General features: G+C 45.7%; 16 protein-coding genes. 2 read left to right on the top strand and 14 right to left on the bottom strand.

Annotated elements, in window-relative coordinates; translation table 11 throughout:
• From AB1I67_RS02795 to AB1I67_RS02810, 4 genes are all read right to left on the bottom strand, one after another.
• Positions 1 to 1,968, bottom strand: a complete 1,968-nt coding sequence (locus tag AB1I67_RS02795; RefSeq protein WP_367028294.1) for a YcxB family protein — start codon at positions 1,966 to 1,968, stop codon at positions 1 to 3.
• Positions 1,969 to 2,178: 210 nt separating this feature from the next.
• A complete protein-coding gene (locus tag AB1I67_RS02800) occupies positions 2,179 to 3,528 on the bottom strand; it encodes a glucose-6-phosphate isomerase (protein WP_367028295.1) in 1,350 nt (449 codons plus the stop codon).
• 300 nt (positions 3,529 to 3,828) lie between these two features.
• Positions 3,829 to 4,788 (bottom strand): hypothetical protein, encoded by a 960-nt coding sequence (locus AB1I67_RS02805; protein WP_367028296.1) that lies wholly within the window; start codon positions 4,786 to 4,788, stop codon positions 3,829 to 3,831.
• A gap of 127 nt (positions 4,789 to 4,915) precedes the next feature.
• Complete coding sequence (locus AB1I67_RS02810) at positions 4,916 to 5,614, bottom strand: 5'-methylthioadenosine/adenosylhomocysteine nucleosidase (RefSeq protein ID WP_367028297.1); 699 nt, start codon at positions 5,612 to 5,614, stop codon at positions 4,916 to 4,918.
• Between the two features lie 161 nt (positions 5,615 to 5,775).
• On the opposite strand from AB1I67_RS02810, the gene AB1I67_RS02815 reads away from it, so the two are divergent.
• Positions 5,776 to 6,021: a TIGR03905 family TSCPD domain-containing protein gene (locus AB1I67_RS02815; RefSeq protein ID WP_367028298.1), complete on the top strand. Its 246-nt coding sequence runs from the start codon at positions 5,776 to 5,778 to the stop codon at positions 6,019 to 6,021.
• Positions 6,022 to 6,230: 209 nt separating this feature from the next.
• On the opposite strand, the gene rd is transcribed toward AB1I67_RS02815, so the two are convergent.
• The 5 genes from rd to AB1I67_RS02840 all read right to left on the bottom strand — a co-directional run bounded on the left by rd (position 6,231) and on the right by AB1I67_RS02840 (position 9,586).
• Entirely contained in the window at positions 6,231 to 6,395 is a 165-nt protein-coding gene (gene rd, locus AB1I67_RS02820) for a rubredoxin (protein ID WP_367028299.1), read from the bottom strand.
• An 88-nt stretch (positions 6,396 to 6,483) separates the two neighbouring features.
• The gene (locus AB1I67_RS02825) at positions 6,484 to 6,909 is read right to left on the bottom strand and encodes a type II toxin-antitoxin system HicB family antitoxin (protein ID WP_367028300.1); all 426 of its coding nucleotides are present in this window, start codon (positions 6,907 to 6,909) and stop codon (positions 6,484 to 6,486) included.
• Positions 6,910 to 6,936: 27 nt separating this feature from the next.
• The gene (locus tag AB1I67_RS02830; RefSeq protein WP_367028301.1) at positions 6,937 to 7,137 is read right to left on the bottom strand and encodes a type II toxin-antitoxin system HicA family toxin; all 201 of its coding nucleotides are present in this window, start codon (positions 7,135 to 7,137) and stop codon (positions 6,937 to 6,939) included.
• Between the two features lie 1,011 nt (positions 7,138 to 8,148).
• Complete coding sequence (locus tag AB1I67_RS02835) at positions 8,149 to 8,667, bottom strand: DUF6147 family protein (protein ID WP_367028302.1); 519 nt, start codon at positions 8,665 to 8,667, stop codon at positions 8,149 to 8,151.
• 43 nt (positions 8,668 to 8,710) lie between these two features.
• Positions 8,711 to 9,586, bottom strand: coding sequence for a hypothetical protein (locus AB1I67_RS02840; protein ID WP_367028303.1), 876 nt, complete (start codon positions 9,584 to 9,586; stop codon positions 8,711 to 8,713).
• 120 nt (positions 9,587 to 9,706) lie between these two features.
• On the opposite strand from AB1I67_RS02840, the gene AB1I67_RS02845 reads away from it, so the two are divergent.
• Entirely contained in the window at positions 9,707 to 10,777 is a 1,071-nt protein-coding gene (locus tag AB1I67_RS02845) for an undecaprenyldiphospho-muramoylpentapeptide beta-N-acetylglucosaminyltransferase (RefSeq protein ID WP_367028304.1), read from the top strand.
• A gap of 44 nt (positions 10,778 to 10,821) precedes the next feature.
• Here AB1I67_RS02845 and AB1I67_RS02850 read toward each other — a convergent pair whose 3' ends face one another.
• The 5 genes from AB1I67_RS02850 to AB1I67_RS02870 form a co-directional block, all read right to left on the bottom strand.
• A complete protein-coding gene (locus tag AB1I67_RS02850; protein ID WP_367028305.1) occupies positions 10,822 to 11,430 on the bottom strand; it encodes a sigma-70 family RNA polymerase sigma factor in 609 nt (202 codons plus the stop codon).
• A 35-nt stretch (positions 11,431 to 11,465) separates the two neighbouring features.
• Positions 11,466 to 11,882: an HIT family protein gene (locus AB1I67_RS02855; protein ID WP_367028306.1), complete on the bottom strand. Its 417-nt coding sequence runs from the start codon at positions 11,880 to 11,882 to the stop codon at positions 11,466 to 11,468.
• A 33-nt stretch (positions 11,883 to 11,915) separates the two neighbouring features.
• Positions 11,916 to 12,542 (bottom strand): rhomboid family intramembrane serine protease, encoded by a 627-nt coding sequence (locus AB1I67_RS02860; RefSeq protein WP_367028307.1) that lies wholly within the window; start codon positions 12,540 to 12,542, stop codon positions 11,916 to 11,918.
• A gap of 210 nt (positions 12,543 to 12,752) precedes the next feature.
• Positions 12,753 to 14,006: a DUF6382 domain-containing protein gene (locus AB1I67_RS02865; RefSeq protein WP_367028308.1), complete on the bottom strand. Its 1,254-nt coding sequence runs from the start codon at positions 14,004 to 14,006 to the stop codon at positions 12,753 to 12,755.
• Positions 14,003 to 14,359 carry a hypothetical protein gene (locus tag AB1I67_RS02870; protein WP_367028309.1) on the bottom strand — a complete coding sequence of 119 codons (357 nt, stop codon included), beginning with the start codon at positions 14,357 to 14,359 and terminating at the stop codon, positions 14,003 to 14,005. Before AB1I67_RS02870 ends, AB1I67_RS02865 begins: the two co-directional genes overlap by 4 nt.
• Positions 14,360 to 14,397 lie beyond the last annotated feature (38 nt).

Raw genomic sequence — 14,397 nt, forward strand, 5'->3', positions numbered from 1 at the left:
TCATTCCCTCACATATTCCAGGATCAGCGGAATCCCCGTCTTTCCGGTAAACTCTGCCGCCCATTCCCGGTCCTGATAGAACAGAATGCAGCTCCAGCCGTCATAATCCGCTCCATAGAGCCTTCCCGGTATCTGTTCCTTTCCAAACGCCTCGTTCAAACACCGAAGGACCCTGGTATCCAAATAGTAACCATCCGCTTCCAGCTCGTACAGATACGGAGTCCCGTTCAGCAGAAAATATATCTGCGTAGTCCCCGTCAGGCTGTCCATGTCCACGCCATCCAGTATCACAGCCGGACTTGTGAGAGTGTACTCCCCCCTGGAGATCGCATTTACCCCGTTCAGCAGAGAAACATAATCCTCCGTCAGATCATATCCATCCCAATCCACCGTGTACATCTGATTGGAATAGGACTTGATCTCATAAGTTTCCTCATCATACACGGGATAACCCAGGTCTGACAACAAAGTATAATATGGTTCCCCTTCTATCCACTCCCGCGAACTGGGATACTCCTCCATCCAGTCCCGCTCCTCTTTAAGAATCTTCTCCGGGACTTTGATTCCAAGAGACTTTAGAACACCGACCTGTTTTTCAAGCGGCAGATAATGTTCAAAGTCTTCAGGGTAAAAGACATATTCCGTTGTCGGCTCCTCCTGGAAAGTGGCCGGATCCGGTTTTCTGATTACAATCATCACGACCGGTAAAATAAAACTGACCACTACACATATAAGAAAAAATATCCCGGCCGCAAATGCAATCCGTTCTCCAACACTTTTACCCTTTGCCCCTTTTTTTCCTTCCGTATCATCAGGCCGCATGCTCCGATATTCCAGCCCATGCTCCTGACAGTATTTCTCAAAACGCTTCTGCTCCTCCTCATCTCCCAGACTCTTTTTCGGAAAATGAAGTACTGGATGTTTTTTTGCATTATAGATTAAAAACCATGGGCCAGATTCCAGCAAATACGCCATATCCTTCCAGGAAATCCGTGCCTCGTTTCCGCCTTCCCGCACAAAGATGTTCTTTTGTCCAACTATGATCTGTGAAGTCAACATTTCCTCAAGTCTGTGATTTGTTTTTAACATTGGACGAAGTATCTTTTCGAAAACACCACCCACCGTTTTTTTCTTCATCCCTCTGTGCGCCATGAACCAAAGGACTGCCATCAAAATAATACCTGTGAAAAGAAGTGTGATCAGTTCGCCTTTTCCCCGCAGCAGATCCATTACCGCTCTCATCAGCAATAAAATACCGATCAACAGCCCCAGCATACGATAGGTTTCTGTAGAAAACCCTGATTGTGCGTTGATCCAGGAGACCTCCTCTTTCAGTTCGCGAAGCATTTGTTCATTCCACTGGGTTTGAAAATTGAAATCCGCAGATTCATTGTCATTCTCACCGCTGTTGATACTCTTTGCCCCGCTCTGCCAACCAAACTCTGATGTCTCACGGGCATAATTCCGCTGCCGCTCCACAAACTCCAGAAACTGCCGCTGTTCCAGTGCTCCAGCAAACATCCGACGGGGAAGTAGAAAGATTTCATCTCCCCTGCCCTTTGTCTTCAGTTCAATCGCAATGAACCGCCCGCGTTTCTCCACCTTGATGATCTCTGTACAGGAATACTGCCAGCACGACTCCCCGACTGTCATCGTGAGCCTGCCATCCTTCACAATCATTTGGAGGTCTGTATTTCGAAACCGCCTCTCCATCAGGTATATTGCGGCAAGAAAAAGCAACACCAGAAATCCTGCCGCCAAAAGCAGGCTGTACCCCACCACCCTCAGAAGAGTCAGCACCATGACCTGATTCAACAAAAAAACTTCTTTCCATCGAATATTACTGGTGACTGCCAGAAATACTGCCAGCACCAGCCAAATCCTCCAAAACTTTCTGATCGCCTGCCAGACCATGTTCACACCATAATCCAGGATTTCCAAAGTTGTAAACCTGTATTTGTACTCCATACGATCCCCCCCTGGCAAATACCATTCTTGATTTTTATCTTATCATAGAATCTCTTAAATGGGTAGGAAGTGTGCAAAATTAGAATATTTGACGAAAAAAAAGACAGGAACCAACGCCCAGCCCGCGTCAGTTCCTGTCTCTCTGTTCCATATGATATGCGCATTACATATGTCTGTTATATCTCTTTTAAATCTACTTTACACACGGTCTTACAGGCGTTTCAGAAGTTTCTCCCTCTCGTCCTCGTAACCCGGTTTGCCAAGCAGGGCAAACATGTTTTTCTTGTAGCTCTCTACGCCCGGCTGGTTAAACGGGTTTACTCCCAGGATATAACCGCTGATGCCGCAGGCAAACTCGAAGAAGTAAAACAGCTCTCCCAAATAAAATGCATTCTGCTCCGGAATCTTTACCATCAGGTTCGGCACATTGCCGTCAGTGTGCGCAAGGATGGTGCCGTTCATCGCGCTCTTGTTCACAAAGCCCACGCTCTTGCCGGCCAGATAGTTCATGCCGTCGGTGTCAACCTCTTCTTTACCCAGCAGAATCTCCGCAGGAGATTCCTCAATACTCATCACGGTCTCAAACATAACACGGGAGCCGTCCTGGATGAACTGTCCCATGGAATGCAGATCTGTGGTCAAATCCACCGCCGCCGGGAAGATACCTCTCTGGTCCTTGCCCTCGCTCTCGCCATAGAGCTGCTTCCACCACTCAGATACATAGTGCATGCTCGGCTCGTAGTTCGCCACGATCTCTACGGATTTGCCTTTTCTGTGAAGGATGTTCCTGACTGCTGCATACAGCATGGCATCGTTGGACTCATAGGGAGTCTCCAGTGCTTTCTTTCTACCGGAAGCTGCACCCTCCATCAGTTTGTCAATATCCAGCCCTGCTGCTGCGATCGGCAGTAAGCCAACTGCGGTCAGCACGGAAAAACGTCCGCCTACATCATCCGGCACCACAAAAGACTCATAGCCTTCCTCAGTCGCCAGGTTCTTGAGCGCACCTCTCGCCTTGTCGGTGGTGGCGTAGATACGCTTGTTTGCCTCCTCACGTCCATATTTCTCGATCAGCATCTCCTTAAACACGCGGAATGCGATAGCCGGCTCTGTGGTCGTACCGGACTTGGAGATGATATTAATGGAGAAGTCCTTGCCCTCCAGAACATCCTTTAAATCTTTAAGATACTTGCTGCTGATACTGTTGCCCAGGAAATAGATCTCCGGGGTCTTTCTCTTTGACTTGTCCAGCACGTTGTAGAAGCTATGGGTTAAAAACTCAATCGCCGCACGCGCCCCCAGATAAGAGCCACCAATGCCGATGACCAGCAGCACATCAGAATCCCCCTGGATCTTCTTTGCCGCATCTTTGATCCTTGCAAACTCCTCTTTATCATAATCTACCGGCAGGTCAATCCAGCCCAGATAATCATTACCGGCGCCCGTTCTGCCAAGCAGCGTCTCTCTGGCACTCATTACGGTGCTCTTAAAATTATCAATCTCTTCTGCAGATACAAAACCGGATGCCTTGGAATAATCAAATGTTACTGTCTTCAACATGGTCCTCTCTCCTTTTCTTATGTTCCCCGCCGGCAGCCCTGAACCTCACCGCCTTCACAGAGATAATCGTTGTACCAATTATAGCATAATCTATCTTAAAATGCGACATGAATTCCACCAAAAACCGCTTCAAAATAATCTTCAAAACGATCCCTGGCAGCCCCGGCAGCGCCGCATGCCAGCTGCCGGACTATGTATCAGGCCAGGGCTTCCTGGCCCACCGTTATGATCTCAGGCCAGGGCTTTACAGCCTGCTAGTTATGATCTCAGGCCAGGGCTTCCTGGCCTTCAGAATATATATCAAGCCAGATACTGCTTCAGGATATCTCCGATCAGCTCTACCTCCTCCGGCTTTAAGTCCTTCAGCCAGTTTTCATCCAGCAGCCGGCTCTTTTCCCGGCTGGCCGCGATCTGCTCCAGGCTGCGCTTCAAATAATCCACATCCCGGATATTTTCCTGAGCACCTCCGGTTCCTGCCGTCGTGTCAGGCGCCTGATTCCGCCTGCCTCCGCGCTGGCCGCCTTTTCTGCCTCCGGTCCCGGTACCCGGACCTCCATTTCCAGCGGCACCGGCTGTAGCCGCCGTTGCGGCCGCACTGCTGCGTTCCGGCATTTCCTGATGCTCCGGACCTTCCTGTTCCATCTGACCGCCGCGGGCAAGCCGTCCCGCCCGCTCCGACAGCCGGCTTACATTTCTCATTCCAGGACGATCCGCTGCCTCTGCACCGCGTCCGCCTTCTGCCGGGAGGTTCCTCGCCAGCCTCGGGCACATAACATTTTCCAGCTGATCCTGCAGGGCTACCACAAGCTGTTCTCGCCAGCCGCCAGCCATCCCATTGTCAAACAGCATGGTAAACATGGACAGCAGCACGGCGCCTCCACCGTACATTACAATATAGTAAGTATCCAACCGGTACCAGTAGGATAAAAATGCTCCTGCTCCTCCTGCCAGCAGGCACAGCCAGGTCCACTGCATGGACAGTGTACTCCACCCCGACAGGGTCATTCCCATTACCTTTAAATCATAAAGCTGATGCTCCACCCAGGCCCCACAGTCCCGAAGCCCCTGATTCATCCGATATGTATTCTCCGCTCTCTGCCTCAGTTCTCTGAGACCTTTGTTCTTGGTGAGAGTCAGATTGGTGCTTTCTTTCAATAATCTTTTGTAGAGATGTCTGGTAATCCCCCTGGTCATGATTCCGAGCAGACAGATTGCCGCCAGCACATACAGTGCTTTTCCCGTTTCCAATAATTGTAGCATAAAAACAGCTCCCCTTTCTTTCCTGATTTCTTCAGACAGTTCACATTATAACTACCGAAATCAATTTTGGAAAGTTCAGGGAGCCTAGAATCGTTCATCAAATTTCGCTAAAAATCGATTCTCAACTTCAGGTTGAACATGTCAGCACCAATTCTTTCGTCAATCTGGTACTATGAATGATGGCCTGGCGCTCGAATTCCGGATAATCCATCGTCGCGCTGTCATCGGCCTTGTCCGAGATCGCCCGGACGATCAAAAACGGGACCTGATTCAAATGCGCCGCCTGCGCGATCGCTGCTCCTTCCATCTCCGTACAAAAACCGTGAAAGGTTTCCTCCAGCCATTCTTTTTTATCCTTTCCGGCAATGAACTGATCTCCCGTCAGCACTCTGCCTTCAAATACGCTAATATCCGGATTCACATTCCGGCAGCATTCTTTTGCCGCCGCCCGCAGCCTCTCATCCGCCTCAAATGCAAATACATCCATCTGCGGAACCTGTCCCGGCCTGTAGCCAAAAACCGTGGCATCCACATCATGCTGCACCGCATCCGTAGAAAGAACCATATCGCCGATATTGATCTCAGCTCTCAAAGATCCTGCGATCCCCGTATTTATGATACCATTTACCTCGAACCGGTCCGCCAGGACCTGTACGCACATAGCAGCGTTGACTTTGCCCACTCCGCATCGCACAACCACCACATCCCTGCCTTCCAATCTCCCTTTATAAAATTCCATCCCGGCCGCACTGATCACCTGTACCTGGTCCATCTCCTGTTTTAACTGCTCCACTTCCTCCGGCATCGCACCGATGATACCTAACATGACTGCTCCTCTTCTTTCTTTCAAATATTTCAGATTAATTCTCTTCTCTATTATATCCGCCCCAATCGCCCTTGACAATCCCTTTCCACACTGGCTATAATAAACCAGGTATACAAAAACATATTTTTCTCATTTTTACAAAGAATACGGAGGATATCATCATGGTATATAAGACACAGGGCGTCTGCTCAAGAGAAGTTCATTTTGATGTAAAAGATAACAAGATCACCAACGTCCAGTACATAGGCGGCTGTTCCGGCAACACCCAGGGCGTAGCCCGGCTGATCGAAGGTATGGACATCGATGAAGCCATCAAACGGATTGATGGAATCCACTGCGGCCCCCGTCCAACTTCCTGCCCGGATCAGCTTGCGCGGGCTTTGAAACAGTATAAGAAGGAACATTGACATCGTTATTCTGTTCTGAATGCAGCGGGGAGATACAGATGTTTTTCGTCTGTATCTCCCCACTGTTTTGTCTAAAATCTTTTAATCAAGTGATTTCGATACCACTTTCATCATATTTCTTGCTGTTTATATGGAATTTTTTACCACTTTTGCTCCATTTGCAGTTTTAACAGGCTTCCAGCTATTCTTCCCGCGGCTATTTACAGCTGTTATTCCTCCACAGGAACAAACGCGTCTTTGCCCAGCCCGCAAAGCGGACACAGCCAGTCATCGGGAATATCCTCAAATGCCGTTCCCGGCTCCACTCCATTATCCGGATCACCCTCCTCCGGATCATATATATAACCACAGGGTTCACAAAGATATTTCTGCATAACGATGCCTCCTCACACGAATAGATTCAATTTTATAGAGAACAAGCTTATTTTGTGTCAAAATCTGCAAATTATACCTGTTTTCCTGTCAATGGATGTGTAATTTTTCCTTTAATGCCGCCTGTAAAACCTGCGAAAAATTAATATTCTGTTTGAGTGCCATAGTATTTAGCCATGCTGGAATCGTTAGTGTCTTTTTTACGGATTTCTCAAAATGGTGCTTTGCATATTCAGTTACATCCACAGTTACCATATTTACAAATGATCCTTCCGCCTGTTCTCCCCCCAATGCCTCAGCCACATCATTCAAATTAATTGCCTCCATAGCAGAAGGCATTGGCACCGTTTCATTATCACTCTGGCACCAGTAAAGGTAACCGGCCAAACAGTCTACCGCCATCGCCAGCGCTTCCTCCAATGACTCCCCACTGGTCGCTAAATAGTTCAGATCCGGAAAAATGACAGAGTAGCCCTCTTTTTCTTTAAAAAAACATGCAGGATATGCAGATAACATAGTTTTTACCTCCTTGGTTGGTGCTGGTTACTTGACATGGTTATTTAAACCTGCCTGTTTTAGGATGGAAATCTCCGTAATCCTAGGTAATTCTTTTCCATGAAATGGAATTGTGACCTTTCCTGTTTTTGATGGATGGACATATTGTCTATGTGAACCAACCTGAGACTTAAACTTCCATCCATCTGCAAGGATTCTTTTTTCCATTTCTCTGGGTTTCATTGGCATAATATAAACTCCTCCCAACAATATCATTATACTCAACAACACGTGCTAAGTAAATACGTGTTTAAAAAATCTACAATCTAGTATTCATTTTAGCGCAACAACCAAATTATTTAATTTCTTGATTTTTCGGAGACTCAAGATGAATTGAAGTTGACATATTACTTTATCTGATAAGCTTTTAGGTAAAGAGAAGCAGTTTTTACTTGTTTACTTAATAATCCGGAGTGGAGTACTTGCTCCTCTTTTTACATTTATCAAATCATATATATTATAAGCATACTTTCGTTTTTGTCTTATCAATTACCCTATCTATACTTATTGCATCTTTTAAGCCTTTATATTTACTTGGAAATTCTGGAAAAATTAATGCATCATCTACTATCTGCATCGTTTTTCCATACTATTTCTTGATAATGGTTTGTGCTTTTTATTGTTTGCAGTCATTGACAAAGCAAAACATAAATGGTATCTTTTTAACTAAAGAGAAGCGGGTTTTTTTACCATGGGGTTAGTTAGCTAATCGTGAGTGGGGTGCTCGCTTCTCTTTTTATGTCTACCAAATCATAAAGGTATAACCTACCACTATCTGTAACATTTATGAGAAGACATGCTGAATATATATTATACAAATCCGTTTTCATATTATTTTTATAAACTGGTATGGCAAAACGTGTTGTATAGTAATACCATCCGTTTCCTTCCATTCCTGAGTGTTTTTCTTTCTGATTCTTTTTAAATCGTTTTTCTGTAGCTATTTCCAGCATTTTAATAACGAAAATAGTTGTTTATAAATCGCTTACCATAATTCTGTTTCAAGCAAAGGAAGATCACCTCTACCATAGAGTTAATTACTTTATCGTGAATGGGGTAATTGTTTCTATATTTAACTAATTAGAGTTTTTAGATAATAGAGAACTAATGATATCTTAAACTTTAAGCAACTTTAGAACATTTACAAATTATTTATTGGGGACCATACTTATTGCTATATGGCCGCCCAATAACATAATATTAATCAACAAATAAATTTGTTGTATTTGCTGTCCACGATTCTTGTAAAGAAGAAGTTAATGCACTTGCACCAAACATTCCTCTAAGGCGATAATCTTGCCCCCGCTCTAACCTGGAGACCTTATAGGATACTATCGCCATTGTCAACTCTTGATCTGGAAAATCCTCTGCTAACCATTCAAAATGCTCATAGTTTACAGTGCTCCAATCTTCTGCTACACTATCCCACTTTTCCAGATAGAGCCATATTGTTATTCTTTTTGCAGGTATATGGCATAATAAATCTGCATATACCTCAACTGTTCCTCCCCCCTTGTTGGTTAATCCTATATCTACAGATGAAAGCAACATACCTCTTGGTGTTCCTGTTGTTCTTACCATACTTGATTGTTTATACTGATAATCACCACTTATATTTTTTGCACTATTTATAAAAGTTCCATCTCCAGCATATGCCTTAACTGATGAGCATAATAAGCAAAAAACAACTATACTAAAAAAATAATATTTTTTATTCATATAAGCTCCCGAATCCAAATTTATTATAACAATAACATATTTATTAATAGCAAAGTCCCTGTACTATTTCTATAAATACACTTTTATCCATGATACCTGATATACTATAATAAGTATCTTCCACATTAAGGCTTGTGCTAAATTCTGTTTCCCCCGACTGTAATATATTAGCCTCTATAACCATCTTTTCATTTAACCATAAATTGTCTACCTCCGTATTTGCTTTTTTAGCCTTTCTATCAGAAAGTTTTACTTGCAAAGCCTCTTCAGGTTCTGAATGCTTTTCTTCCGTCAAATAAATATTTTTTCCGTTGTATTCTAACTCTATAATTGCTCGTTCACTACTTATCACACTCTGTTTAAACTTCATTTCAGCCGGAATGTGTCCTAATTTCATCACTTTAATACCTATTACATCTCCAATCTGCTTATAGACATCATCCAACTTACCTTCGTCTTGTTTTATAATTGAATTTTGTTTTACCAATACATTCTGCTCCGCTTCCACCGGATACAAATTATACTTATACTCCCTATGCGCCGACACCACCATAGTTGTCCCCAGCCCCAACACACACACAGCCGCGGCCAGCAGCAACACTTTCCGCCTTTTTCTCCCAAGACCGATCGCCCTGCGGTTATTCTTCTGTCGTTCTCTTTGATACTCGTTTTCGTACTCCTCCTCTGAAACCGGTTGGATTCCTTTCGCTTTTATATGGGCCATCAGTTTTGCAAAGCCTTCATCTGCCTCGCACCGGAGTTGAACGGCGGCTTCCGGATTTGCGGACTTTTCCGCCTCCCATGCACGCTCCGCCTCGTCCATCTCTGCGAGCAGGCTATCCTCATCATATCCAAAAAGCTCACGCGCTTTCTGCTCTATGCAGTTTAAGTCATCATAATGCTGCTTTTTCTGTTTCACTGAATTCCCTCTTTGATTTCACGAAATTTCCACCAGTTCCAGCAGGATTCGGGGTTGACTTTTCGCGTGTTGTGGTTACTATATTACTATAGGTTCAAAAAACAACTGGAGGCAACGTATATGAAAAAGATCGTCCTGACCGGCGGCGGAACTGCCGGGCATGTTACCCCTAATCTGGCACTTCTTCCCACTTTGAAAGAACGCGGATATGAAATACACTATATTGGTTCCTATAACGGCATTGAGCGCAAGCTGATTGAAGGTGCCGGGATTTCCTATGATGGGATTTCTTCCGGCAAACTCCGACGTTATTTTGACATCAAAAACTTTTCAGATCCCTTCCGTGTGATCAAGGGCTACGGTGAAGCGCTGCGACTTATGAAGAAATATCGCCCTGATGTGGTATTTTCCAAAGGTGGTTTTGTTGCCGTCCCTGTAGTTTTGGCCGCCAAACACTATAAAGTGCCGACTATCATTCACGAATCCGACATGACTCCCGGCCTTGCCAACAAGATCTGCATCCCGTCCGCCGCCAAAGTCTGCTGTAATTTCCCGGAGACATTAAAATATCTTCCGGAAGACAAAGCGGTCCTGACCGGATCACCCATCCGTAAAGAACTGCTGGAAGGCGACCGGCTCACCGGCCTGCAGTACACCGGCTTGTCCGCCGCCAGACCGATCATACTGGTTATCGGTGGAAGTCTCGGTGCTGTTGCTGTGAATAATGCAGTCCGCAGCCTGCTTCCCCGGCTGCTGGAAACGTATCAGGTGATACATATCTGCGGCAAGGGCAATCTGGACGAAAGCCTGATTGGCCGGGTCGGATATGTTCAGTATGAATATGTAGACGCTCCATTACGTCATTTGTTTGCCGCTGCTGATCTGATTCTGTCAAGGGCAGGCGCTAACTCCATATGCGAGATCCTGGCTCTTCGCAAGCCACATGTACTGATTCCTTTGTCCGCATCCGCCAGCCGAGGGGATCAGATCCTAAATGCCCGCTCATTTGAAAAGCAGGGCTTCTCCACTGTTCTTGAAGAAGAAAATCTGACAGATGACACTCTTTATGAGGCGATTCAAAATACCTATGAACAACGCCAACAATTTGTCAGCAATATGAATCAGAGCCAGTTATCAGATGCTGTCGGGATCATCCTGGATCTTATTGCCTCCTATGCTGAGAATGTGTGACAAATCTCACTTTTCTAAAAACACCGCTTCAATCATCTGATCTCTCACGCATTGCCTGGTACTTCCGAATCACCGGAGGTGCCGGGCGGCTCCGACAGCCTGGGGATATTTCGTTTGTCAGAGATTGGCGGCGTTTCATTTAATTTCTCCCGCAGGTATTTTCTGCCTCTCATCAATCTGGTTCTGCAAGCGTTATCTGTGATACCAAGAATGTCCGCAACTTCTTTCATGGGCCTGCCCTGAATAATATACAGGATAAATACAACTGCCCACTCTTCTTTCATACTGCGGAGCGCGTCCAGCACATCTCTGTATTCCTGACGCTCTACTACAATACTCAATGTATCGCGGCATACGGTCTTATCCATGGACATACCCTGTTCCTGCATCTGCATAGGATCCATATATACCATACGGCGCGTATGACATCTCCGCCTGTAATCAATACAAAGATTCCGCATCGTCTTAGCAAGCGTTGACCGGATCTTGTACTCTGGCCATGTCAAAGGGTAATGGTCATAAAATTCCGTAAATGTCTCCTGTACCAGATCGTCAATCTCATCATAAGGGATTCCTCTGTGCTTGGCAATCCAGCGCAGCAATGGCATATAATAATTATATATGGAGCGAAACCGATCTTCTTGAGACTCCATGTTCCCTCCTGTTTATCATTCGCATAGAAAAATTACTAAATGGCATTTTTCAGGATTTCTGCAACCTCTGCAAGCTCCTCTGCATCTGATTTCCCTGGCTCCCAGGTCACCATCGCAGGTCCATTCTCATACCTCGGGATCACATGGACATGCAGATGAAATACGGTCTGTCCTGCACAGGTCCCATTATTCTGAACCACATTGAACCCACTGGCGCCCAGCCCCTGCTTCATAGCCTCGCCGATCCTGGCAGCCAACGGGAACAACTTTGCTGCAATCCCTTCGTCAGCATCACAGATATCTCTGTAATGGGATTTAGGCAGGATCAGAGCATGCCCTTTTGATGCGGGTCCCAGGTCCAGTATTACTCGGAACTCGTCATCCTCGTAGACCGTCGCCGACGGGATATCGCCATTTGCGATCTTACAGAAAATACAATTCTCCTCCCTCATACATATACCTCCTCTTTTGGTTTTCTACATCCATTATAATTCCCAAAATTCCTGTACAGAAGCCGGTTTAGGTTTCCGATAAAATACCACAGCCAAAACTACACCGATCACCAAACCGGCAACATGCGCCACATTATCTACTCCCGTACTGGTAAAACCGAAATACAAGGAAAATATAATCACTACCACCAACTGCCTTGTACTCAGATCCTCAAGTCTCCCCCGGTTCACTGCCACTGCATATAACAAACCGCCGATCACACCGAAAATAGCGCCTGAAGCGCCCGCGCCCACCGCCTGTATAGGACTGTTCATACTCACCATCATAGAAACCACATTGGCCCCAACTCCGCACAGCAGGTAAAATATCAGATACTTTACTTTTCCCAGCGCCCGTTCCAGATTGTCGCCCAGTATAAAAAGCACAAGCATATTATTCACAATATGATCAATACCAAAATGCATAAATATAGATGTCAGCAGCCGGTAATATTCATGATTCCCAACCACCAATGGTGCATACATAGCGCCATGCTGTATCATAAACAGCGTATTCTCACTGGAACCAGCCAGCTCCAGATACAGAAAATATATAATATTTAAACCTATCAGGCAACCATTCACCCAAGCCCGTTTCCGTCTGTATCCGTACTGTTCCATGCTGTTCTTACTCCTGTTTCCTGACACTATCTTTTATATTATTGATTTAATTCAGTTTATCATACCCCTTACCATTTGTTAAGCCAAAAATTAGAAAATTATTCCTAATTTTTCTTTTGTCACTCTAAACTGCTGCGTTTATTTTGGTTATCAAGATCTCGTTGCCCACATCCGCCATTTTTATTATTTTGTACTTAAGTTACTCTACTACTAATCAAACCGGTACCGATACCGTGCAATATGGATCTCATCTCCTTCCTGTATCTCGACCGACTCATTATTTTCCAACAAACGTCCTTCTACAGTTGTACCATTTGTGGAATTCAGATCCTGCACAAAATACTTGTTTTCATTCCTGTCAATGCGAAGATGCAGACGGCTTACCGTATCATATGGCAGTAAAAAATCCACCAGATTCTCCTGTTTTCCTATTATAAATGGATAGTAGGATATCACGATATCCGCTCCATCCTGATCCAGCGCATGAAGGCAGTGAAGCTTTGTCCGGGTATCCGGCGTCAGATCTGCCAGAAGAACCGTGTCCTGTCCTGGCTGTATCTCAGATGCATGTTCTTTGTGTTGTCTTATCTGCTTTGACTGTCCGGGAAGCGGAGAGTCTGAAGCTGTTTGATTCAGTCCTGAACCTGTATCGATCGCCCCATCCACCATATCTTCTTCGCGGAACATCATCTCCCATGGCACCTGTACTGTTTCGGTCTCCGCTTCCCCTCTTTTTCGCTTCCACCATCCCTTCATCCGACTCCACAGATCCTGTTTCTCCCTCGATGTTCTCTTAGCGCTCGCGTCCTGTCTTTTCCTCCGGCTCCGTTTCTCCTCCGCATACTCTTTAATTTCTCCTTTTTCCTCCGAACACAGAAGCCCCTGCTCCTCTGTATTCTTTTCCTTTGTCGCCGTCTCCTCCATCTGCCCTCCGCCAAACAACCGCAGAATATCCTCCATCCCATAATTTTCTTTCCGGGTTTCCTGGTAAAGACCATATGCCAGCACAACACTGTCCTTATCCTGGTGATCCACTTTGCCCAGCAGATATTCCAAAAGCTTCCCGTAATCCTCCGGGAAATCCCGTTCCAATCCGGGAACCAGGCACAGCCAGATCCGGAAGGTTTCCGGTTCTACATAGATATGATCCGGTGTTAAAAGTACGCTTCCTTCCGGCAAGAGATACTGCTCCATGCGGTCCAGCACCCGGGATATGCCAAATACCAGGCTGCGCAGTTCCTCCGTATGTACGCTCCTACCCTCCAGCATCCGGTCCAGAGGCTGTCTGGAGGTGATCTCATAATAAAAACGAATTTCATCATCCACCTGGCGCATCTGAAAATGCAGCACTCCTTCAATAAAATTGGCAGCCAGCATCCGGCATTCATAATTGCGCCATGTTAGGGATTCCGGGTCCACGATCAGGTAATTGTGTTTCATCTCTCTCCGATATGTGATCTTCATTGTAAATCCTCCGCCAGACTCCACATCCGCAGCGAATCTTCAGGGCGGAACACCGGGGCAGTGATCTCCAGGTTCCAGCCTGTTCCATCTGCGTACTCCACAACCTCAGACTCTTTTTTATTGTCCACCAAATGCCGCTCCCGCTCCACAGTCTCATGCAGGGCAAAATATCCAACCGTCTCCGCATGAAGACGGAAAGCCTGGTTCATCAATATCATGATTATAAAAAATACCGTTGCCATCACACCCGCCGCCTCCACAGTATAGCTCGCCCGCAGAGCTGCCCGGCCGCATTTATTGCATTTATTACATTTATTATCTTTATCCCCGTTATGCTTGACATTCCTCATCATCTTCGCATTCTCCCCTTAGACTATTTTCGCTCCTGACT

This window comes from Clostridium sp. AN503 (assembly GCF_040719375.1).
Lineage (GTDB): Bacteria > Bacillota > Clostridia > Lachnospirales > Lachnospiraceae > Brotaphodocola.